This window comes from Streptococcus parasanguinis CC87K, assembly GCF_000507765.1.
Lineage (GTDB): Bacteria > Bacillota > Bacilli > Lactobacillales > Streptococcaceae > Streptococcus > Streptococcus parasanguinis_J.
Genome location: NZ_KI669402.1, coordinates 120,657 through 143,184 on the forward strand (window position 1 = coordinate 120,657; position 22,528 = coordinate 143,184).

General features: G+C 40.8%; 22 protein-coding genes. 11 read left to right on the top strand and 11 right to left on the bottom strand.

Annotated elements, in window-relative coordinates:
- The first annotated feature begins 636 nt into the window (after positions 1–636).
- The 6 genes from HMPREF1195_RS07100 (at position 637) to HMPREF1195_RS07125 (ending at position 5,767) form a co-directional block, all read left to right on the top strand.
- Positions 637–999, top strand: a complete 363-nt coding sequence (locus tag HMPREF1195_RS07100; RefSeq protein WP_023919426.1) for a hypothetical protein — start codon at positions 637–639, stop codon at positions 997–999.
- Between the two features lie 478 nt (positions 1,000–1,477).
- Positions 1,478–1,609 carry a PhrA family quorum-sensing system peptide gene (locus HMPREF1195_RS11345; RefSeq protein ID WP_023919428.1) on the top strand — a complete coding sequence of 44 codons (132 nt, stop codon included), beginning with the start codon at positions 1,478–1,480 and terminating at the stop codon, positions 1,607–1,609.
- Positions 1,610–1,916: 307 nt separating this feature from the next.
- Positions 1,917–3,932, top strand: a complete 2,016-nt coding sequence (locus HMPREF1195_RS07110; RefSeq protein WP_023919430.1) for a bacteriocin-associated integral membrane family protein — start codon at positions 1,917–1,919, stop codon at positions 3,930–3,932.
- Between the two features lies 1 nt (position 3,933).
- On the top strand, positions 3,934–4,566 hold the full coding sequence (locus tag HMPREF1195_RS07115; RefSeq protein ID WP_023919434.1) for an ABC transporter ATP-binding protein: 633 nt from the start codon (positions 3,934–3,936) through the stop codon (positions 4,564–4,566).
- 408 nt (positions 4,567–4,974) lie between these two features.
- A complete protein-coding gene (locus HMPREF1195_RS07120) occupies positions 4,975–5,163 on the top strand; it encodes a hypothetical protein (protein ID WP_000171299.1) in 189 nt (62 codons plus the stop codon).
- On the top strand, positions 5,156–5,767 hold the full coding sequence (locus HMPREF1195_RS07125) for a Fic/DOC family protein (RefSeq protein ID WP_023919439.1): 612 nt from the start codon (positions 5,156–5,158) through the stop codon (positions 5,765–5,767). The genes HMPREF1195_RS07120 and HMPREF1195_RS07125 overlap by 8 nt, the downstream gene beginning before the upstream one ends.
- 179 nt (positions 5,768–5,946) lie before the next feature.
- Here HMPREF1195_RS07125 and HMPREF1195_RS07130 read toward each other — a convergent pair whose 3' ends face one another.
- Complete coding sequence (locus tag HMPREF1195_RS07130; protein WP_023919441.1) at positions 5,947–6,702, bottom strand: SDR family NAD(P)-dependent oxidoreductase; 756 nt, start codon at positions 6,700–6,702, stop codon at positions 5,947–5,949.
- A gap of 253 nt (positions 6,703–6,955) precedes the next feature.
- On the opposite strand from HMPREF1195_RS07130, the gene HMPREF1195_RS07135 reads away from it, so the two are divergent.
- From HMPREF1195_RS07135 to HMPREF1195_RS07145, 3 genes are all read left to right on the top strand, one after another.
- Positions 6,956–7,318 carry a MerR family transcriptional regulator gene (locus tag HMPREF1195_RS07135; RefSeq protein WP_023919443.1) on the top strand — a complete coding sequence of 121 codons (363 nt, stop codon included), beginning with the start codon at positions 6,956–6,958 and terminating at the stop codon, positions 7,316–7,318.
- 78 nt (positions 7,319–7,396) lie between these two features.
- Positions 7,397–7,603, top strand: coding sequence for a helix-turn-helix transcriptional regulator (locus tag HMPREF1195_RS07140; RefSeq protein WP_051385333.1), 207 nt, complete (start codon positions 7,397–7,399; stop codon positions 7,601–7,603).
- 71 nt (positions 7,604–7,674) lie between these two features.
- On the top strand, positions 7,675–8,892 hold the full coding sequence (locus HMPREF1195_RS07145; RefSeq protein ID WP_023919445.1) for a site-specific integrase: 1,218 nt from the start codon (positions 7,675–7,677) through the stop codon (positions 8,890–8,892).
- A gap of 110 nt (positions 8,893–9,002) precedes the next feature.
- On the opposite strand, the gene rpsI is transcribed toward HMPREF1195_RS07145, so the two are convergent.
- The 5 genes from rpsI to rlmB all read right to left on the bottom strand — a co-directional run bounded on the left by rpsI (position 9,003) and on the right by rlmB (position 12,135).
- On the bottom strand, positions 9,003–9,395 hold the full coding sequence (gene rpsI / locus HMPREF1195_RS07150) for a 30S ribosomal protein S9 (protein WP_000075973.1): 393 nt from the start codon (positions 9,393–9,395) through the stop codon (positions 9,003–9,005).
- An 18-nt stretch (positions 9,396–9,413) separates the two neighbouring features.
- On the bottom strand, positions 9,414–9,860 hold the full coding sequence (gene rplM / locus HMPREF1195_RS07155; protein ID WP_002876943.1) for a 50S ribosomal protein L13: 447 nt from the start codon (positions 9,858–9,860) through the stop codon (positions 9,414–9,416).
- A 152-nt stretch (positions 9,861–10,012) separates the two neighbouring features.
- Complete coding sequence (locus tag HMPREF1195_RS07160) at positions 10,013–10,876, bottom strand: DegV family protein (protein WP_023919447.1); 864 nt, start codon at positions 10,874–10,876, stop codon at positions 10,013–10,015.
- Entirely contained in the window at positions 10,876–11,388 is a 513-nt protein-coding gene (locus tag HMPREF1195_RS07165; protein ID WP_014712893.1) for an NYN domain-containing protein, read from the bottom strand. The genes HMPREF1195_RS07160 and HMPREF1195_RS07165 overlap by 1 nt, the downstream gene beginning before the upstream one ends.
- Before the next feature lie 18 nt (positions 11,389–11,406).
- Positions 11,407–12,135: a 23S rRNA (guanosine(2251)-2'-O)-methyltransferase RlmB gene (rlmB, locus tag HMPREF1195_RS07170; protein ID WP_003010074.1), complete on the bottom strand. Its 729-nt coding sequence runs from the start codon at positions 12,133–12,135 to the stop codon at positions 11,407–11,409.
- A 96-nt stretch (positions 12,136–12,231) separates the two neighbouring features.
- On the opposite strand from rlmB, the gene HMPREF1195_RS07175 reads away from it, so the two are divergent.
- Together HMPREF1195_RS07175 and HMPREF1195_RS07180 are read left to right on the top strand one after the other, a co-directional pair.
- Entirely contained in the window at positions 12,232–13,194 is a 963-nt protein-coding gene (locus HMPREF1195_RS07175; protein ID WP_023919451.1) for an aromatic acid exporter family protein, read from the top strand.
- Between the two features lie 117 nt (positions 13,195–13,311).
- Entirely contained in the window at positions 13,312–16,542 is a 3,231-nt protein-coding gene (locus HMPREF1195_RS07180) for an LPXTG-anchored zinc carboxypeptidase (RefSeq protein WP_037599734.1), read from the top strand.
- A 384-nt stretch (positions 16,543–16,926) separates the two neighbouring features.
- On the opposite strand, the gene HMPREF1195_RS07185 is transcribed toward HMPREF1195_RS07180, so the two are convergent.
- From HMPREF1195_RS07185 to cysS, 5 genes are all read right to left on the bottom strand, one after another.
- Positions 16,927–18,594 (bottom strand): alpha-glucosidase, encoded by a 1,668-nt coding sequence (locus HMPREF1195_RS07185; protein ID WP_023919455.1) that lies wholly within the window; start codon positions 18,592–18,594, stop codon positions 16,927–16,929.
- Between the two features lie 66 nt (positions 18,595–18,660).
- The gene (locus HMPREF1195_RS07190) at positions 18,661–19,791 is read right to left on the bottom strand and encodes an ABC transporter ATP-binding protein (protein WP_023919456.1); all 1,131 of its coding nucleotides are present in this window, start codon (positions 19,789–19,791) and stop codon (positions 18,661–18,663) included.
- 124 nt (positions 19,792–19,915) lie between these two features.
- On the bottom strand, positions 19,916–20,776 hold the full coding sequence (locus HMPREF1195_RS07195; RefSeq protein WP_023919457.1) for a helix-turn-helix domain-containing protein: 861 nt from the start codon (positions 20,774–20,776) through the stop codon (positions 19,916–19,918).
- Complete coding sequence (locus HMPREF1195_RS07200; protein ID WP_023919458.1) at positions 20,776–21,171, bottom strand: Mini-ribonuclease 3; 396 nt, start codon at positions 21,169–21,171, stop codon at positions 20,776–20,778. The genes HMPREF1195_RS07195 and HMPREF1195_RS07200 overlap by 1 nt, the downstream gene beginning before the upstream one ends.
- Positions 21,164–22,507 carry a cysteine--tRNA ligase gene (gene cysS, locus HMPREF1195_RS07205; protein WP_023919460.1) on the bottom strand — a complete coding sequence of 448 codons (1,344 nt, stop codon included), beginning with the start codon at positions 22,505–22,507 and terminating at the stop codon, positions 21,164–21,166. Before cysS ends, HMPREF1195_RS07200 begins: the two co-directional genes overlap by 8 nt.
- Positions 22,508–22,528 lie beyond the last annotated feature (21 nt).

Here is a 22,528-nt window from a genome sequence, read left to right on the forward strand (position 1 = left end):
GATTTTAAGCGATTTTTGAAATTCTAAATTTCACTACATTGCAATATAAATCAACCGAATCACTACCTTTTTTGAAATAAAAATAATGATTCGGATATATATAAAGAAGAGGAACTTTAGTATGAAGCTCCTCTTTTTGTTATTTGTTCTTTTACTTACAAATCGTACTATAAATAAAAGATCGCTTTTAAAACGATCTTCACTCTCACATAATATACATCTAACTTTTACTCCGCCTTTTCCTATTTGGCTACCCCACCGTTAACGCTAGATGTAATTAGGAGAATTCCTGAAAAAATTAACATAAAAATCACTCTCCTACTGTTAGTTTTATTTTCCCAAAAAATGAGTTCAATAAATTTTTCAAATAGAACAGAAGTAATTATGCCAAAGCAGTTAGTAATTAGAGCGAATGATGGGGGTAGGATTCGAACCTACAATACTAATTACTCTATTCAGGTAAATATATTATACTACTTTTTTTAAAATTAATAAAGATATTTCTTTCACAGGACTAAGCCTAGTGAATGTCTGTTATAATAGACAATATCTGATTTTTCTATTATAACAGACATTAATTGTATTAATTCTGTAATGATATTTTGGTATACTATATTGAAAAAGGAGGCAAAGATTATGAGAAAAATAATAGGTATACTACTACTTTCGTTATCAATAATCACGTTAATTGCTTGCTCAAAAAACAACTACCAATCTTTAGATGGGGAGTATTATTGGATCTCAAGTGAAAGAAACGAGTTGGTATTTACTATTAAAGGAGATAGTGCTTCCATTGAGCATGGAGAAGCCGATAGTTTTATCATTAACAAAAAAAAGAATACAATCGAATTAACTGGACAAAATATTGCGAGTCAATCAGAAGATTATTCATTTAAAGATGGGGTCTTTTCTGTTGATATTAGCGGAGTTAAGCACGACTACTATCTTAAAGGTAGCGAAGCATATAAAAACGCTCTAAAACAATATGGATATAAATAACATTATTCACACCTATTTTACCGAATAGGTGTTTTTTTGTGCTGAATAGATTATTTCAAAAAACTTTTAAGCTTATTCTTAACCGAATAGCTTATATTTCATGTAAATTAGCTTAATCAAAGAAATTGGATTATATTTTATTATCCAATGGATTCATGAATAATTTAAAAGAAGCAAATATTAGAAAAGCCATTTGGCATATTAGACGTCACCTAAATGAACTATTAAACTCACAGGATGAAAAATATAGGAAACATGAAATGTTTCACCTAAGATCTAGTATTGAATGTTTAGAACGTGTAATAAACAACGAAAAACCCTATCCACCTATGGATAGGGAAGAAGTGTTTTAAAAGTCATTGTATCTATTATATTATAAAATTTAGTATTAAAAAAAGTTCAATAAACAATAAAAAATCGGCTAAATAAAAATATATATGTTAGAATAAAAATAAGGAAACAGAAAGGGGTTTCACAAATGAAGAAAAATCGTGGAATTCAAAAATTAGCTATATTAGCATTACTAGGGGTTTTTGCGTTTAGTAATACAATTCCTTACCAACAGTTTATTCAGAAGAATAAACGATTGGAGATTCGAGTAGAATCATAAAAGAAGTCTGATGGTCTTGATGTTGGGAAGGCTGATTGATTTCGTATTACTTTAAAATTCAACTATTTAGAGAAAGGTATTCTGATGAGAGCTTGTAACAATACCAGATAGATATAAGAATGGAGATGTTTGATAAAATGCTTTCATAGCTAACCAACTGTTGAAAATTATGAGTTACAAAATCTAAAGTATTTAAGATTGGTTTATAAAAATTGAAGAAGATTCTTTTATCAATAGTTTAGTAAGCTTGTTAGTTTATAGAGGGCAGGGGTATTTCTCCCCTCTATTTTAGAATAAGGAGTGCACTATGAAAAAATTATTTATACTCATATCCAACCTGCTTGCTAGTTTGTTCTTTGTTTGGGTATTTACCATTTGGACTGATACATATGTCTCCCATTATTACCCCAACGTTGTTGTACGTGATTCTTCCCCTGAAACAACTTTTCAGCATGTTGCTACACGCTTGGAAAAACTAGCAGAAGAAACGGATAGCTTTATTGCGATTCAACACCAAGATCTTAACTCAGAAGGTACTACAGTTTTTTCTTATACGACCTTTGGGAATGGAAAGTTGCCTGATGGGCTTCAGGAAAAAAATCTAGAAGATGCTCAAAGTAGTAGTGTTGAAACAAACTATTTTATATTCGATGGACACCTAGACATTCACTTGCTAAGGGAGGAGCTAAGTCAACTTGGCTTGACTAACATGCACCTGATAATTCCATCTAAACTATCTACGTTAATGGCTATCTTTAGTAACGGATTTCAGTTAATCAGTCTATTGATTTTCATCTTAACCTTTGTAGCACTGACTTTAATTAGTCAAATTAGCCAATTACGGTCGTCGGGCATTCGCCTCATTTCAGGAGAGAAACGGTGGTCCATTTTCCTTAGACCAGTTGGTGAGGATTTGAAAGGGATAGCTATTGGTTTCAGTTTAGCTTGCGTGCTCGCCATTCTTATGCAAAAAATTCTGTCGCTTCCAACGCAATCCCTAATGACCATAGGAGAAGGCTTGCTCAGTTATAATCTCATCTTGTTGTCGATCTCCCTGTTTTTCGCTCAACTCTTCGCAGTTGGGATAAAAAAGATACACCTGATGCAGATTATAAAAGGGCAATTGCCTGTCAGAGGAATCATTAGTTTGATTTTAATCGGTCAACTATTAGCGATTATTATTGTAACGCTGGGAATAGGGAGTAGCTTAAAGTATTCCCAAGCCTGGCAACAGCATCGGATTGGACAAGAGGTTTGGAGTCAGGAAAGGCAACTGATTATCCTATCAATCAGCCGTGACGGAACGAGTCCTGGTTTTGATGAACAAGCTCAAAGGAAACTCAGAACTTGGTATCAATTGATGGATCTGGCTGTTTCAGAACAAAAGGCTTTCTTATCTAGACACCAGTTAATTGACCGTACTTTGCAAAATGGCATGGCTTCCTCCAAAAACTTGACAACCTCTACAGAATGGCACGATTACAGCCCGAATGGCAATGTCCTTATCGTCACACCGCAATACTTGGAGCGTCAAAACATTCCTGTAGATACAACTATTGAGCAAAAGATGAATCACCTTGATGTAGGGGAGTTTGTCTTATTGCTGCCTGAACACCTCCGTTCAGAGGAAGAACATTATAAATCTGTTTTTGAAGACGACTTAACCAGTCGCATGTCTAGTCAAGATGAACGACAGCAAATGACTGCTACGGTAGGTTATTTGGAATCAGGTAAGGATCGTTTTGTGTATAATACGACCCCTATTTCTTACCAGCAGTTTTTGAAAGATCCAATCATCATTGTTATAACACCCCAATCAACTGGTCCACAGTCCATTTTGTTTTGGGTAGACGCAGTACAGAACTACGTTCTCTTTAATCAATTGTCTGATGCCCAGGAGCTTATCCAGAGACAAGGCATTGAAAATTGGGTCTCAGAAATGCAAACAGGTTACCACAACTACATCACATTATTGGATAATATCCAGAGGGAACTTTGGGTAATGCTAGCAGGAGCTGTGCTTGGGATTGCAACTTCAATCTTGTTGTTTAACACTATGAATAGGCTCTACTTCGAAGAATTTAGACGTGCCATTTTTATCAAACGCATTGCAGGTCTCAGGTTCTTAGAAATCCATCGCACTTATCTCTTTGCTCAACTGGGTGTGTTTTTACTGGGATTTGTTGCGAGTGTATTTCTTCAGGTAGAGATAGTAGTTGCTTTCTTAGTCTCGTTACTCTTTACTGGTCTATCTCTTTTACAGTTACATGTCCAAATGCAGAAAGAAAACAAGATGTCCATGCTTGTTTTGAAGGGAGGTTAATATGATTGAACTTAAACAGGTGAGTAAATCTTTTGGAGAACGAGAGTTATTTTCGAATCTTTCAATGACATTTGAGGCTGGAAAAGTCTATGCCTTAATTGGTTCAAGTGGTAGCGGAAAAACAACCTTGATGAACATGATTGGGAAATTAGAATCTTATGATGGGACGATTTTTTACCGAGGTAAAGACTTGGCCAAATATAAATCGAGTGATTTTTTCCGTCACGAATTGGGCTACCTCTTCCAGAACTTTGGCTTAATTGAAAACCAAAGTATTGAAGAAAACCTTAAGCTAGGTCTCATTGGTCAAAAGTTGAGTCGGTCGGAACAGCGGTTGAGGCAGAAGCAGGCTTTAGAACAGGTCGGCCTGGCTTATCTTGACTTAGATAAGCGCATCTTTGAGTTATCGGGCGGAGAATCGCAACGGGTTGCCTTGGCAAAAGTTATCTTAAAGAATCCACCCCTTATTCTGGCAGATGAGCCAACAGCTTCAATAGACCCAGCAAACTCTCAGTTGATTATGGAGATTTTGCTATCTCTTCGAGATGATAATAGACTAATCATTATCGCAACACATAATCCGGCAATTTGGGAGATGGCTGATGAAGTGATCACGATGGATCGTTTGAAATAAAAATCCTTGTTTTTAATTACACGATGAGTTACTGAAATATTATCATGAATCAATAATTGGAGTTAATTTAGAATTGTACTTTATTAATATTGAGCTAACTTTTTCTTGATAAAGGAAGAAATAGTGGAGAGGAAGTTAGAATGAAAAAATTCGACAATTATATTATTGAGAAGCCTTGCGATTCTAATTCAGATAAACTGCAAAAAATCTTAATAATTGAAAGTTTGGTAGATGATATTTTGCGATTTTCTCTCAGAATCAATAATAGTGTAGGAGAGATTTTCCTCCTACAACCGTTTCATAAGTATTAATCTATACGCTTACATATATCTTTTGGTCTCTATCCCTTTAGGTAAAAATACCGATTTTATGGTATAATAAAGATAACGCTATACAAGGAAGTGTGCCATGACTCTTGATGTAAATAAAGAAGAATTAACAATTTTAGGGATTCCCTTTGATAACTTTTCAGATTTCGATACCGTCTGGTATGCTATTGGGTCATCAATGATTGAAAATTATGAACCTACTGTTCAAGATGTGATTGATTTAAAAACTTATGTTATCAACAAACGAAAGGAATTGAATATTGGTTAAAAATCAATACGAAGGCTATGAGTACATTGACCCCAATCACCAATATACCTATCCAAATTCTACAGTCTTAATCAACAAACAAAATATTACAAATATTGAAGAAGCCTACCGGAATGAGCATTTATTCGTTACTAGAAGGCTTGCAGACTTGCGCTTGAAAACCATAGAAGTCTACTCCATTAGTGATATTTTAGTCATTCATAAATATTTATTTCAAGATGTCTATGCTTGGGCGGGACAATTTCGCAAGGTGAATATCTCAAAAAATGGGAATCCTTTTATGTCAATACAATCTTTCAGTACTGCCCAAGCATATATAAACCGCCTTATTCATAACTATTATCAAACTGCTAATTCAAAAGATGAGATTATTAAACAATTAGCAAAAATTCTTGATAATCTTAATTATTTCCATCCCTTTCGAGAAGGGAATGGACGAACTCAACGAGAAGTCATTCGTTCCTTAGCATTATCAAAAGGATACTCTGCACAAATACGCGTGGAACAAGATGATGAAGTTTACAATCTTTATATGGATGGGACAGTCTATGGGGACTTAGGAAAGTTAGAAGAACTACTTGGTAAAATACTGGAAAAATTGTAAATTAATCTACAAAAACACTTGTATTTTTTTAAATATCCTAAATATCACAGAAAATTATAACTTACTCAAAACTTAAAGACAAAAAGCTTCTGAAACGTTAGATTTCAGAAGCTTTCTTCTTATCATAAAACGACTGCAACTATTAATCGATACCACATTATCTATATTTATTAAAATAATTAATGTTTAAGTAGTGGTCCGCTAAGATGAAATTCAAAATTTGTAACATCAACTAAACCAACAACTTTGTCACTTTGATATAATTCCATCAAAAATTGTGCCATCTCTTCACTTGTGTGATATTTAGCAAAATGCTCATCATAATCATATTCTTTAGAATCTGTAGCAACTTGACCGAATTCCGTCTTTGTGGCAGCTGGAGCTAAAACCTTAGCTTTTAATTGATGTTGATTTGCCTCTAGTTCCAATGCCAAGCCTTCTGTAAAAGCACTGACATAAAATTTACTTGCACAGTATGTAACTGCATTTGGAACCATCATGTATCCGCCTCTAGATGATAAGTTAATCAATTGAGCGCCTTTACAATCTTTATAATCTCTCACATATAGAGTTGATAGAATTGTTAAAGCTTCAATGTTTAGATGGATTAATGTTATTATCTTTTCTAAATCTTGAGATTCAACCTTATCATAATTTCCAAAACCAGCATTATTTATTAGAGTAGTAATGTGATATTTTTTCAAGCTTTCATAAAGAGCAAAAACATTACTGGACTTCGATAAATCAACAACTTTAATAACAACATCTAAATCCGGATAATGGTTCAAAATCTCTTGCTTCAATTTTTCTAGTCGTTCTTGACGCCGAGCAATTAAAATAAGATTCGTTCCTAATTTTGCAAATTGTCTTGCTGTCTCCGCTCCTATACCAGCACTGGCTCCAGTAATACAAGTATAATTCTTCGTTTGTTCCATACTATTTTCTCCTTTACAGATTGCTATTTGCATTTTTTATAAGAGTCGCTGCTCCCATTCCGCCACCTACACAGAGAAGCGATTCCATAATTTCCTTTATTTTCAATCAACTCATAAATTAGAGTACTTTATATCAAATTCCTTTGATGCTATGTATTTTACATAGTAAAGTGCACTTTATGTCAAGAGAAAACTGAAAATTTTTCGATTTTTTTAAAATTATGCTAAAATATTAAAAAAAGGGGGAAATATTATGGCTCACTATTCTATTGGAGAATTTGCTAAAAAAACTGGACTTTCTATTTCCACACTTCGATACTATGAGCAAGAAAAATTGATTTACTCACACAGAGAAGAAAATAATCGTAGATACTATGATGACTCTGATATAGCGTGGACTCAATTCATTATTAGATTAAAAAAGACAGGAATGTCTATTAAAAATATGCAAGAATACGCTGACCTAAGATATAAAGGAGACTCCACAATTCCTCAACGACATAGACTACTATTTTTTCAACTTGATGAACTTCATAAGCAACAAACTGAAATTAACCAACATATTGATTTTCTTGAAAAGAAAATTAAAACTTATTTAGGTATTAATCCTAATTAGCACCATTATTATTTTCTTTATCCAAAAAAGGGATTGAAAACAAAATTTCAATCCCTTTTTGTTAACTTTTTTACATAAATTAGCATAGAAAATGAAATAAAGAATAAATTGGATGGTAACAACATTGAAAGTCCATTCTTGAACAAGCAACAAGCTTGTAAGTATCAAGGAATTGCCAATAATACGCTTGATTCTTGGATAAAAAAGGGGTTACCAGTTATTCGAGTTGGAAAAACTGTCCGCTTTGATAGAGCCGAACTCAATCAGTGGTTACAAAATCAGTAGCATTATAACCGTGGTTTGATATAATTAAGCCACGGTATTTTTCTAGCTCAATTCAAAAAAAGGAGAATACTATGTCAATTACAAAAACTAAAAATGGAACTTATCGCTTACGTATCTATATCCCAGAAGAAGTCAAATCATCATTGGGAATTGATAAAAAAGTGATTGAAAAACGTTTCAAACTAAGGAGTGAGGCTAAAAAATATGAACTAGAACTTCAAAATAAGATTGATAAAATTCATAGTGGAGATTCCGTCTCATTAGAAAATAGTGGTTCTATCCTTTTTTCAGATTTCTATCAAAACGTTTGGTGGGAATCCTACAAAGCAGGTCAGACTACTTCTACTGCTAAACCACCTTCTCAAGCAACCATAGTTGGAACAGAAATTGCTTTTAGAAAACACATCTTACCCTTACTTGGGAATTATTCAATAGACTTTCTTAATCAAAATAAGCAAGTTGTACTAAATCTATTGACTCAAAAGGCTGAAGAATATGCAAATTTCAAAGTTATCAGGAGCTACGTTAACTCTATCTTTGACTGGGCAGAAGAATTAGAGTATATCGAAACTAATCGCCTATCAAAAACTATAAGCCGTATCAAAGCCACTAAGAAAATCAAGTTACAGGAATCTAAAAAAGATGAAGATTTATATCTATCTCAAGAAGAACTTCAAGCATGGTTTACAGCTTTTGAAGAAGATTTAAAAAATGACAAACTCCTGTTCAAAGATTATGTGTTATTCTATACAACTTTTTTCTTAGGAGATAGAAAATCTGAAAGCTACGCTTTGCAATGGAAACATATTGATTTCAAAAATCAACAAATTCAATTGGTTCAAGCCTTAGATCGATATAAAAATCAAAAGTCAACTAAAGGGAATAAAAAGACGATTTTTTCGATTCCACAAGAACTTACCGACTTGTTAAATTCTTGGAAGAAGCAACAAAAATCTGAACTGGCTTCATTTAACATCATGCAAACTCCTGAACAGTATGTTTTTACGTATATTGATACAAAGGGAAATGTAAACAGTTGTCTCCATGCTGATTATCTTAACAACAAGATGAAATCTGTTAAGCGTCGTCATCCAGAACTCGCACATGCAACCCCTCATAAATTACGACATACAGGAGCTACACTCGCTAAACAGGCTGGAACCTCTATGGAGGCTATTTCTGAAGCACTCACTCATAGTGATACGATTACAACTAAGACTTATGTGAACACTTCAAACGTAATCCCAATGGCTGTTGGAGAAATTGCCTTTCGTAATCTTAAAAAGTAATGGTGTGAATTTGGTGTGAAAAGTGGTGTGAATTTTGCTAAAAATCATCAAAAAAACACTCCATGGTGTGAACCATGAAGTGTTTCGAAACGTTGATATAATCGTATTGATTAACGTTTTGAGAATTGTGATGCTTTACGAGCTTTCTTAAGACCTGGTTTCTTACGTTCAACTTTACGTGAGTCACGTGTAAGAAGTCCTGCGCGTTTCAATGAATCGCGGAAGTCTGGGTCTACTTGAAGAAGGGCACGAGCGATACCGTGACGGATAGCTCCTGATTGACCAGCGTATCCACCACCTACAACGTTAACGAAAACGTCGTATGAACCTACAGTTGAAGTAACTGCAAATGGTTGGTTGATGACCAAACGAAGGTCAGCGTGTGGGATGTACTCTTCAACATCTTTTTTGTTAACAGTGATTTTACCAGTTCCTGGAACAAGGCGAACGCGTGCAACAGCGTTTTTACGACGTCCAGTACCTGCATATTGTGCTTGTGACATACTTTATTGTTCCTTTCCTTAGATAAGTCCTGAAATATCAAGAACTTCTGGTTGTTGTGCAGCGTGAGTGTGCTCAGCTCCAACGAATACTTTCAATTTCATACCTTGAGCGCGGCCAAGAGTATTGTGTGGAAGCATACCTTTAACTGATTTCTCGATCAAACGTACTGCATTTTTAGAACGAAGTTCACCAGCAGAGATTGATTTCAATCCACCTGGGTGGTTTGAGTGAGTGTAGTAGATCTTATCAGTTGCTTTTTTACCAGTCAATTTAACTTTTTCAGCATTGATAACGATTACGAAGTCACCTGTATCAGTGTGAGGTGTGAATGTTGGTTTGTTTTTTCCGCGAAGCACGCTTGCAACAACTGCTGAAAGGCGTCCAAGAGGTACATCAGTTGCGTCAACAACGTACCATTTGCGTTCTACTTGGCCTGGTTTAGCCATGAATGTAGTTTTGTTCATGATTTCTCCTATATGAATGTCGTTTTTGTTTACAGGGCGGATGTTCCGGTCCGCAGGGTATTTGAAAGGTTCCGGGGCCTTACAAATGGGGTAAACAATACCGCCTACTATTGTATCAAAATTCTAAGATAAAAGTCAACCGATTTGGAAAATTATTTGCGATTTTCTTTTCCTATGACAAATCCGATCAAGGAATTTGGGCCGACGTGGGCGGAGATGACTGGTCCAAGAGGCATCACAAGGACTTCATCGATGCCTTCAAGCGCAAGCATTTCTGCCTTCAACGCTTCGGCTCCTTCTAGATCGTTTGTATAAGAGACCAAGGCTGTGCTTTCACCGATATCGGTTTTGATCAACTCCAGTAATTCTCGGACGGCTTTTTTGCGTCCACGGACTTTCGTAATGGGCACTAATTTACCTTCTGCATCAATCCAGAGAATAGGCTTGATGCTGGCTAGACTTCCCATGATAGCAGCGCTCTTTGAGAGGCGACCACCACGCATGAGGTGGTAGAGATCGTCGACGAGGAAATAGGTCCGCAGTTTTGGAGCTAGAGCCATGATCTCTTCTTTGGCTTCTGCTAATGAACGACCTTCATCACGCGCAGCTACTGCCCGCATAACCAGATAGCCCTCTCCAATCCCAGCAGCCTTTGGATCGACAATCTCGATCACGGCTTCCGGGTAGTCTTCTAAAACCAGGTCTCGTGCCATGACTGCACTCTGATAAGTCCCAGATAAGACCGATGAAAAGGCCACATAGAGCAGATCTTTTCCTTCTTTGGCAAATTGTTCAAAGGTTTCCTGAAATTGGCCCACATTGACCTGACTGGTTGTCGGTTTGGCCCCATTTTTCATGGCTTCTAAAAGCTCAGGGCTGGTCAATTGACCTTGGCCTACTGTCTGGTAAACCGTCCCATCTAACTCAATGGTCAACCCAAGAATGGTCACCTGATGTTCCTTGGCCCAGTTCTGGTCTAAATCTGCGGTCGAATCGGTTAAAATAGCAAATGTCATTACTTGTCTCCCATCATTTCTTGTAATTGTCGCAATACTTGGTGATCGAGCGGTCGCATGGGTGGTTTTTGATCGTTGACCACTCGCTGCGCCTGATTGAGGTTTCCTTTGACGACTGCGACCCGTTTTTCTAACTCTCTGGCAGATACCCGAAGGGCCCCTTGAGCAAAGACGGTCCATTGCTCATTTAAGTCACTGGTCGCTACCGATACTTGGTGGAGGGGCGTGTTAAGCTCTGCCGCCAAGCGCTCGATATAGTCATCTGCCGTCTCATCCTCACCGGTAAAGACCACCTGAACATTGAACTCCTCATAGGTCTGCCGCACTCCTGGCATATACTGGGCATCAAAGACACAGATGACTTCGATCCCCTCAAAGCTAGCATAGTGGCTCAGTTTTTGCAGGAGGATATTGCGGGCTGCATCGAGCTCACTTTTTTGAAAGAGCTGGCGGGTCTCCTGCCAAAAGGCAATCATATTGTAGCCGTCAACCAATAAGATTTTTCGTTTCATATCATTGCCTTTCTAGAATTATAGTCGATTGCGAAAGACCTCATACATAAGGATAGCTGCTGCCACGCTGGCATTGAGGCTTTGCACATGACCATTCATAGGAATGGTGATCATCTCATCGACTTGTTTTTTGATGTTGGCCGAGATCCCTTTTCCTTCATTGCCAATGATCAAGGCTAACTTGCCAGCCGTATTCCACTGGTGAGATGGCGTGCCGTTCATGTCAGTCCCAAAGATCCAGAAGCCCTCTTCCTTTAGCTTGTCTAGAGTTTGACTGAGATTGGTCACACGCGCAATGGGAATGTGTTCCACCGCTCCGGTAGAAGTTTTTGAAACCACTGGAGTTACCCCGACTGCACGGTGCTTAGGAATGATGACGCCTGAGACATTGGTCGCATCAGCTGTCCGTAAGATAGATCCAAGATTGTGTGGATCTGTCAAACCATCGAGAATCAATAAAAGTGGGTTCTCTTCTTGGGCTGTCTGTTTCAGAATCGCTGCCAAGTCTGTGTAAGCAAAGGCTGCCACACGGAGAACGAAGCCTTGGTGAACAGCTCCTTCCGTCATTTCCTGCAGGGTTTTCTTTGGCGTCCAAGAAATCGACACTTTTTTCTCAGCTGCTAAGGCCTTGATTTTGTCGACATTTTTTCCTCGGAGGTCTTCTTGAATATATAATTTATTGCCTGTATTGGCTTGTAAAGCCTCGGTGACTGCGTGGACACCGTATACGATATCGTTATTTTCCATAGAACTAGTATACCACAAGAAAGGAGGAAGAGGCCAATTCATGATATAATGAAATCAACTCTATCTCATCGAAACCAGCAAAATAGAAAGGAAGCCATGCCTCTTTTTCAACGAACCATCAAACTCACCTTGGCCACCTGTTTAGCAGCGGCCCTGGCTTATGCTCTGGGCTTGACCTATGCCATCTCAGCTGGCGTCATTGCCATCTTGAGTATCTCTGATACGCGTCGCAGTACCATCAAGCAGGCCTACCAGCGCTTTATGTCGACCTTACTGGCCCTTGCTATCGGAAGTCTCGCCTTTTCTTTATTAGGGTTCAACCTCTGGGCATTGGGAGTCTTTATCGCTCTTTATGTCCCTTGTGCCTTTTTATTGGGTTGGCAGATCGGCATCACGCCAAGTACGGTGCTGGTCACCCATCTCTTGATTGAGCAGTCTACTTCCTGGGGGCTCTTGCTCAATGAACTTGCTCTCTTTTTGATAGGGACCAGCTTTGCCCTGCTGGCCAATCTCTATATGCCTTCTAATCAGGGAGCGATCGATCATTACCATAATGTTGTCGAAGACCAACTAAAGAAGATCCTTGGTCGTTTTGCGGAATTACTTGGTAAAGGGGATGGTCGCAATGATGCTCGCTTGATTAAGGAGTTGGATGGTATCCTACAGGACGCTTTAAATCTAGTCTATCTGGACCATTCCAACCACCTCTTTCACCAAACCAACTACCATATTCACTACTTCGAAATGCGCAAGCGGCAAAACGATATTCTGCGGGATATGGCAGAAAACGTCAACCGCTGTCAGTTGGCGGCGAGCGAAAGCATAATCCTAGCTCAACTATTTAAGAAGACGGCCCAACAATTAAGTCAGGAAAATCCCGCCCAAGATCTTCTTGATGATATTAGTCAGTATTTAGCGATCTTTCGCGAACGCCCTCTTCCTAAGACCCGTGAAGAATTCGAAACACGCGCCACCTTGCTCCAACTCTTAAGAGACTTAGAAACTTTTATCCAGGTCAAGGTTGATTTTTACCAACAATTCCATGAGGAGACAGAATAGACAAAGAAGCCCTTGCAAGATGCAAAGGCTTTTTTATTCAGGCAGTTGTTGTAAACGCTTTCCTAAAATGGTATACTAGAACTAGAAAATAACTTTTTAAGGAGGGTCTTCTATATGATGAAGTCTTCGTATAAGAAACATTTGTACACTACAACACTCAGCCTCTCAGCGGCTGTCTTGCTTTCCGTTATCGGTCATGGCCAAGCTTCAGCCGATAGCTTAGAAGCGCCTCAAACAGAACCAAGCACGGTACTTGAAGCGACACCTGCTACTGAGCAACCTGTGACAGCTGATACTGCCAGTCCTTCTGTAGCTGAAAAAGAAGACACCGCAGTCACTGCCACTTCTGCGGAACCAGCAGCGACTTCCGATGTGGCTTCTACTACAGAAGTTGCTCCAGCCGCTAGTCCAGTCACCAACCGTGCTACAACAACCGCTGACCAAGCGACACGCTTGGCGGATAGCACCATTTATCTCTCTGAAAAGAGTACGATTGATGACAAAGTCCAAGAAAAAGCTCAAGCTGCTGGCAAGATCAGCTGGACCTTAGACAATAAGCCTCTCTCTGAGTGGAAAACCTGGGATATGGAGACAGGAACACTGAGCAAGGATCCATTCCTCACCATCACAGAGACCGCAAACGGCAATGATTTGGATCTCCACATTGACGTGCAGGATCTCTTTGGTGAAGATCTTAGCCTTCGTAGCCCAAATAATATTCGCCGGACTTATCGCAATTACATCGGCAACCATGAGCTGGTCGGAACCAATGCAGACTTAGGTGTGACCATCAATAAAACCCTTGTTTTTCGACCTTATCAGGACTACCATACGCATGAAGAGATGCTAGCTGCCATCGAAAAATCCAAGGAAGAAGCGAAACCCGATCGTTTGGTGCAGCTGGAAACCCTTGGCAAGAGTGCCCAAGGCCGGGATATGAAGATGGGGATCGTGAGCAAGGACCAAGCCAGCATCGATCACTACCTCTCTAGTACCAACCCTACAGCTTTGACTAAGCCAAGCGAAATGCTGGCCGCACTAAAAGACAAGACCTTGGATTACAAATTACCTGTCTTGGTCCACAACACCCACGCGGATGAACAGCCAGGCATTGATATCATCACAGGCCTCTTCAATACTTTTGCGACCAAGGAAAAGGTGACCTTTAACACCACCGATGAAGCTGGAAATGCTAAAACAGTCACGCTAGATATTCCAACCTTGCTCAATAAATTCATCTTCTTATTTGACTTCACGGAAAACCCAGATGGGGATGCTCTCAACCTGCGGGCCCTAGCAAACGGGCTCGATCCAAACCGGGATGCCAGCTACCAAACCAACCCTGAAGTTCGCACGGTTATCCAAATGATCAACAAATGGAATCCGATCGCTCTCTACGACTTACACGGTTTTGTCAAAGAATTCTTAATCGAACCTGCAACGCCACCACATGATCCGAACTTCGAATACGATCTTCTGTCAGACCTGATGCTAGAAAATGCCCATCATATGGGACGGGCAGGAGTTGCCAATTCTAAATACAATAGTTACATCATTCCAAAACTGGATTGGGGTGATGGCTGGGATGACTCCTTCTCTGGCTATACAGGGGTTTATGCTGTCTACCATGGTATCTTAGGCCATACCATCGAAATTCCAGAAGGAAATGAAGAATCCTACAAAGCAGGTCGCAATGCTGTCCTAGGAGGGATTGACTTCCTCAACCAAGATCCGGACCGTCTCCTTGAGATGCGTCTCAACTTCTACCTGCGTGGTCTCAATAAAACCGAAGATCCAAAAGCCGAAAATGAACTGGTTGGCCCAAATGGGGAAGTCGTTGGACGTGTGAAAAATGGTCGTCCGAAATTCTTCCCAGACTACTACGTCATCCCAATGAGCCTCGACAAAGACAACGATGCCCAAGAAGCCTTCAATATGATCGACTACTTCAAACGCAATGGTGTCCTCGTTAAGGAACTCAAAGAAGATATTGGCAACTATAAAAAAGGGGACTTAGTCATTGACATGGCCCAAGCCAAACGTGGCTATGCCAACCACATTCTCTACAAGGGCTCCAACGAATCTGCCTGGGCTGCTATGTACGCAGAGTTGCTGGTCAACTTCCCAGATATGAGAGGCTTCAAGTCCGAACCTGTCTTTGCGGATGGTCTTTTCAACGGAAAATTAGGAGAAGTCACCACCACCCGCGCCACTCGTACCTCTGAGATCGATCCAAAAGCTCCTTACTATGTGATTGCAAATACCTCAGCCAGTGCCGTTAAAGCTGTTAACCAGGCTATTGCACAAGGAAAATCCGTCTATCTAACAGACGATGGCTACATCGTTGACCGCGATACCTTTGCTTCGCTCCTGCCAAACTATGCCATTTATGGGGATGCCCTCTACAAGGTGCCAAGCGGACCAACCTTGAAACCGATGAAGGTCTACTCTCCGAACTACCACTATAATTGGGCTGGAGTAGATGCGCCTGCTCATACTAGTCTGGTCCTTGAAAAATTAGGCTTCCAAATCGTCAATACGCCAGAAGAAGCGGATGTTGTTATTTTGGAAAGCAACCGCTTTGACGCTTCCATCTTTGGTAAGAAACCAACCCTGGTCATTGGTGGGGAAGCCATGCAGAAACTGGAAAAATTGGGAGTTCTTGCAGGATTTGACGCTGAAAAACTAAAAGGCGGTAGCGACTACGAAGGCTTGATGAAGGCGATCATCGATGACCAAGATCCACTGACCAGCGGTTATAAGAAGAATACCCTCTTCTACTCCAACTCAGGAAACTGGATTGAAAAGGTTCCAGAGCATTTCAAAACCTTGATGAGTATCGCTCCGAGCGACTACTACATTGCTGGCTGGTGGCCAAAAAATGAAGTCCTAGCCAATAAGGTCATGGCCATCTCTGGAGAACTGATGGGACAACCACTCTTTGTCTATGCCGGAAATCCAACCAACCGTCAACACCCTGTCCACTTCTTCCGCTGGGTAACCAATGCGATCTTTGGCAGCAAGTTAGCAAGCTTGATGGATTACGTTCCAGCGAAAGAACCAGATCAAGTGGTGGTTCCAATTCATAACCAAACAACCACTCCACAGCCAATCTTGACCAAGAAGGAGACTCCTAAAGTTCTCCTTCCACAAAAAGAAATGACAACTGAAAATGGAGAAAGTGTGCAAGCCTTGACTTACCAAGCGGGACAAAGCTTCCAAGAAAGTCCAGCCAAGGCACAATTGCCACAAACTGGAGAAGACACAACGGCGCACTTCATTCTTTCAGGCTTCTTGTTAGCCATTAGCGGAGGCTTCCTCCTCTTGAAAAAGAAGGAAGTTGAATAAGATTCAGCTTTAGACTTGGATGACATGAAAAGAACCTTCGTTTCTGCGAAGGTTCTTTTTGGAGATAAAATATCTTTCAAAACTTTCCTTAGGTGAGTACGGAGGTTAGGTGAAATTATCCGGTGGATGATTTCAGCAATCCAGGAAGTTCCATGACTTAGTTTTGGACCTAATGTTCCAAAACTCCCGAGTGCTTGAAACAATAATGTTCCAAAACTCCCGAGTGCTTGAAACAATAATGTTTCAAGCACTTTTCTCACGGCGGAAAGTTTCAGTTTATACTTGACTGATTCTAAAGTATAGAAAACTTATATAAATTTCTCCAGAATATTTAATGAAAATACTATTCTACATTAAAGTCTAACACTGATGCAAAGTTTCTCCTTATTCCACCAATTCCAGCACGATGCTTTGGTAAGGGACCAATTCTAATACCTGGTCTCCTTCTTGGAACAACCCAGCAGTATTATTTAAAACGAGCGTTTTAATCGGAGCTGGTAACTCCAAAGTGGCCTGGCGATTTTGGAAATTGCTGATTACCAAGATACGCTTGTCTCCACGGCGTTCGAAGGCGATGATATTCTCGCGGTCCCGATAAGCTGGGATCATATCTCCAAACCGGATGGTATTTCCATAGAGGGGATGGCGATACAAGGCCGTCAGCTGGCGGTAATAATTCAAAATAGAATCTGGATCCTTTTCCTGGTCTTCCACATTAATGGAATAATCTGGTTTGGGACTGATCAGCCAGGCTGGTCCATCGCTAAAGCCCAGACCTGGCTCCGCTGACCACTGCATCGGTGTCCGCGCATTGTCTCGGCTATAGTTGGCAATCGCTGCTAAGGCTTCTTCCTCACTCAAACCAGCTTCTTTAGCAACGTGGTAGCCATTGATGGTCGCAATATCATCAAAGCCCTCCACTGATTCAAAGACTTGGTTCTCCATTCCAATTTCTTGACCTTGATAGATAAACGGAATTCCCTTGCGCAAAACCTGAATGGTTCCCAGGGCTTTTTTACTGGTATCATTTACTGGACCTTCTGCGATATAATGGGACACCCCTCGAGGTTCGTCGTGGTTTTCGATGATGGTCGAGAGAACACCAATCCTATCTGCGCGCTCATGCGCTTGGAAAATACTTTCCTTAAGTTCTTCCGCTGTTGGAAGAGTATGGTCAAACCAGCCCTTTCCTTCCTGCCCTAAGCAGGTTTGCTTGAAGTCAAAGATAGAAGAAAAGACACCGTCTTTTCCAATGAAGAAATGCAATTCTTCGTCGGTTTCATTGAACACTTCCCCAACTGTGAAGGCATTGTACTTGGCGAAGGTTCGCTCATTTAACTCTTGCAAGAAAGGTTCAATCGATTGGGCATTCACTAGCGACTCCGGTACTGGGACCAAGCCATTTTCGCGATCAGACGGAAGCGAACGCCATTCTAGATCTTTTTTGATATTGATAATAGCATCGATCCTAAAGCCCGCGATTCCCTTGTCCAACCACCAATTGATCATACTGTAAATTTCTTCGCGCAAGACAGGGTTTTGCCAATTGAGATCTGGCTGATCCTTGTGGAAAGAATGAAGATAGTATTTGTTGGTGCCAGGAACCGGCTCCCAAACACTGCCCCCAAAGTAACTTTCCCAGTTGTTGGGTTCTTTGTCACTTTCGATAAAATAAAAGTAATCCGCATAAGGGCCATCTGGATCCGCTAAAGCCTTTTGGAACCACTCGTGATGACTGGAGCAATGGTTAACCACCAAGTCCATAATGATAGAAATTCCTCGCTTCTTACCTTCCGCAATCAACTCTTCCATATCTTCCATGCTCCCAAAAAGGGGGTCAATGGCATAATAATCGGAAATATCATATCCCTGATCAATAAAAGGGCTCTTGTAAACAGGCGATAACCAGAGAATGTCAATCCCCAACTGTTGAAGGTAATCGAGTTTTTCCGTGATTCCTTTTAAATCACCAACACCATCGCCATTGCTGTCCTTAAAGCTTTTTGGGTAAATCTGGTAAGCGATCTTCCCCTTCCACCAATCTTTTTCCATGTCTTGTCTCCTTAAAATGAAAGAGACCGAGACAAATCGTCTCAGTCTCTATAGTGTCAGTAGATATTAGTATACTGTTTTTTCAGTTTCTTTATCGAAGAAGTGAGCTTTGTTCAAGTCAAATCCAAGTTCGATGGTTGCACCAGTTCCAAGGTAGTCACGCGCATCCACTTTAGCGATGAATTCGTTGTCACCAACTTGGCAGTACAAGTGAGATTCAGAACCGAGCAACTCAGACACAGAGATCGTAGCTTTCACAACTGATTCTGGGAAAGTTTCAAGGAATGCAGCTTCTGTATTCACGTCTTCTGGACGAATACCAAAGATCAATTCTTTACCATCATAGCCTTTTTCACGAAGAACTTTCAAAGCACCTTCTGGAACTTTCAAATTCAATCCATTAGCAACGATGTGTCCACCTTCCAATTTCACGTTAATGAAGTTCATCGCAGGGCTTCCGATGAATCCAGCTACAAATTTGTTCACTGGATTTTTGTAAACTTCTTGGGGAGTTCCGATTTGTTCTACACGTCCGATTGTACCAGTACCTGCAGGGTTTTTAGTAGCAGACATGATAACGATACGGTCAGCAAGTGTCATCGCTTCTGTTTGGTCGTGAGTTACATAGATCGTTGTAGCTCCGATACGACGGTGGATTTTCGCGATTTCAGCACGCATGGATACACGCAATTTTGCATCCAAGTTTGACAAAGGTTCGTCCATCAAGAATACTTTTGCATCACGGACAATGGCACGTCCCATGGCAACACGTTGACGTTGACCACCTGAAAGGTCAGCTGGTTTACGATCCAAGAATTCTTTCAAGCCAAGGATTTCAGCTGCTTCTTGTACACGTTTGTCGATATCTTCCTTGCTGTATTTACGCAATTTCAAACCAAAGGCCATGTTATCGTACACAGTCATGTGTGGGTAAAGAGCGTAGTTTTGGAATACCATGGCGATATCACGGTCTTTAGGTGCCACGTTGTTTACAACAGTGCCATCGATAGAACACTCACCTTCTGTGATATCTTCAAGACCAGCGATCATACGAAGAGTTGTTGATTTACCACATCCTGAAGGACCTACGAAAACGATAAATTCTTTGTCTTTGATGTCCAAGTTGAAGTCTTCAACTGAGTAGTGTTCGCTGTTTGGATATTTTTTGTAAATATTTTTAAGATTTAATTCTACCATGATGGTACTCCTTTGATTTTTATAGTTCTATTGTAAATGAAAACGTTTTACAAATCTATGGCAAGTCTCACAAAAAAGAAAAAGAGTTTTGTGCAAGTTGCACAAAACTCTCGATTGATTCCGTTTAAATGACATCTTGCAAGACTAAATGGTAGCAAAGAGCCAGATCTGTCAGATTTTTCAACTGGAGACCCGTTAACTCTTCCCACTTATCAATCTTGTATTGGAGCGAATTGCGATGGAGATAGAGTTGCTGAGCCGCCTTAGTCACGACTGCCCCATTTTCCCAAAGAGCGACAATGATGTCTTGCAATTGATCTTGACTTTCAATCAACTGATGCAAGCTTTCTTTGATTGGAGTAAGATCCAGACCTGCCTGCTCGATCCCCCACAGATAGAGTTGAGAAAAGCGATAGACGCCTTGATGCCCTTCTCGGATCCAAGCTCGAAAAACCGCCTGTTCTGCTCGGATAACCGGAGCCACTTTTCCTTCTTTTGACTCGGTCCATACTTGCCCGACCAGGATAGATAAACGAATGTTAAAATCATACTCCATGGCAGAGACAGTATCTTTTAAGATATCGGCCACAGGCAAAGACTGGTCTTGGTCCAGAATGAGCACATAATCTTGTCCACTCAATTGCAAGGTTGCTCGGAAGTTGGGCAAGAGTGTCTGCATCATCTCTAACCAAGAAGCCATCCCTTCCGCTGTTGAGTGCGATAGGTGGCAATAGACAAGCTGCATTTTTTTGATGACCTGAGGGGCTTCTCCCTTTCCATCGATCAGGTATTGGTACCAAGGATTGGGGGCAACCTCTTCTTCACCGCCCAACCAGGAAATCAATTGTTTTTCTCGCTCGGTTAGCTCTTCTTCCTTCAGTAGCAGCCATTGATGAGCCTGAAGGGGTATCGCTACATAACCAGCTGGTGGATGGGCTTGATCCGTCACCTCTGCATGAGGAAACCACTCTCTGATATTTTTCACTACTTTCTTCCTTCTTCTACTTGCTGGATGCACCAGTTGATCAAATCTTCTAAACGAGCAAGCTCACCCGTCATATGAAGATAGCCCATAACGGCTTCAAAGCCTGTCGACATACGATAAGTCACGACATCCGCATTTTTGGCCTTGGTATGGCTATTGGTATTGCGACCGCGCTTGTAGATCTCCAACTCTTTTTCTGTCAGAATTTCTTGCTCCAGCATACTTTCAATCAAGCTAGCCTGAGCTCTAGCAGAGACGTAGCGGGTTGCAGCCTGGTGAAGCTTATTGGGCTTGGTCATCCCTTGAAAAATCAGGTGCCTGCGAATATACATGGAATAGACCGCATCTCCTTCAAAGGCAAGGGCGATCCCATTGATTAGATTGACATCAATCACGTGTCCACCTTACACCTTCTTTTGTATCCAAGAGCTTGATTCCTTGCGCAGCCAATTCATCGCGAATGGCATCTGCTCGCGCAAAATCTTTCTTAGCCCGCGCTTCCTGACGTTCAGCGATCAAGGCTTCAATATCCGCATCCAAAACTTCTTCAACAAAGACCACTCCAAAGACTTCTAACATCTTTGCCAAGGCATCCTTGACGTCTTGGTTGTAATGACCTGAATTGATCCATTTGGCCAATTCAAAGACAACGGTGATTCCGTTTGCGGCATTGATATCTTCATCCATGGCCGCAATAAACTTGTCCACAAAGTTTTGTAAGTCTGCTGGATCCACTTCTCCGGCGAAAGGTTGCTCATAAGTATTTTTCAAATACTTGAGGTTAGTCTCCGCATCGCGGACAGCTTTTTCTGTGAAGTTAATCGGCTTGCGGTAGTGTTGGGTCGCAAAGAAGAAACGAAGCACTTGACCATCGATCGTCTTCAAAGCATCATGCACAGTGATAAAGTTGCCCAAAGACTTGGACATCTTGACATTGTCAATATTGACAAAGCCATTGTGCATCCAGTAGTTGGCAAAGGTTTGACCAGTTTTAGCCTCTGACTGGGCAATTTCATTGGTATGGTGCGGAAACTCAAGGTCAGCTCCACCACCATGGATATCTATGGTATCGCCTAAAATCCCCGTTGACATGACCGAACACTCAATGTGCCAGCCAGGACGACCAGGTCCCCAAGGGCTGTCCCAAGAAATCTCTCCTGGTTTGGCAGCTTTCCAGAGAGCAAAGTCGACCGGATTTTCCTTGCGAGTTGTTTCCTCATCTGTCCGACCAGAAGCACCTAGCTCTAGGTCTTCCAAAGTTTTATTGGCTAACTTAGCATAGTTGTGGGATTTTTCCACACGGAAATAGACATCGCCTTGGCTCTCGTAGGCATAGCCTTTTTCGATTAAGTCGGTAACAAAGCGAATGATGTCATCCATAAACTCAACCACACGAGGGTGGGCGGTTGCAGGCTTGACCCCAAGAGCCGTCACATCTTCACGAAAGGCCGCGATGTACTTATCCGCCACTTCCTGAGGAGTAATGCCTTCTTCCTTGGCACGGTTGATGATCTTATCATCCACATCGGTAAAGTTGGAAATATAGGCAACTTCGTAGCCACGATACTCAAAGTAGCGACGAATCGTGTCAAAGGCTACCGTTGAACGGGCATTCCCCACGTGGATATAGTTGTAAACCGTTGGCCCACATACATACATGCGGACCTTCCCTTCCTCGATGGGGACAAATTCTCGCAAATCACGAGACATGGTATCATAAATTTTTAACACGCTTCATTTCCTTTCTGTTTC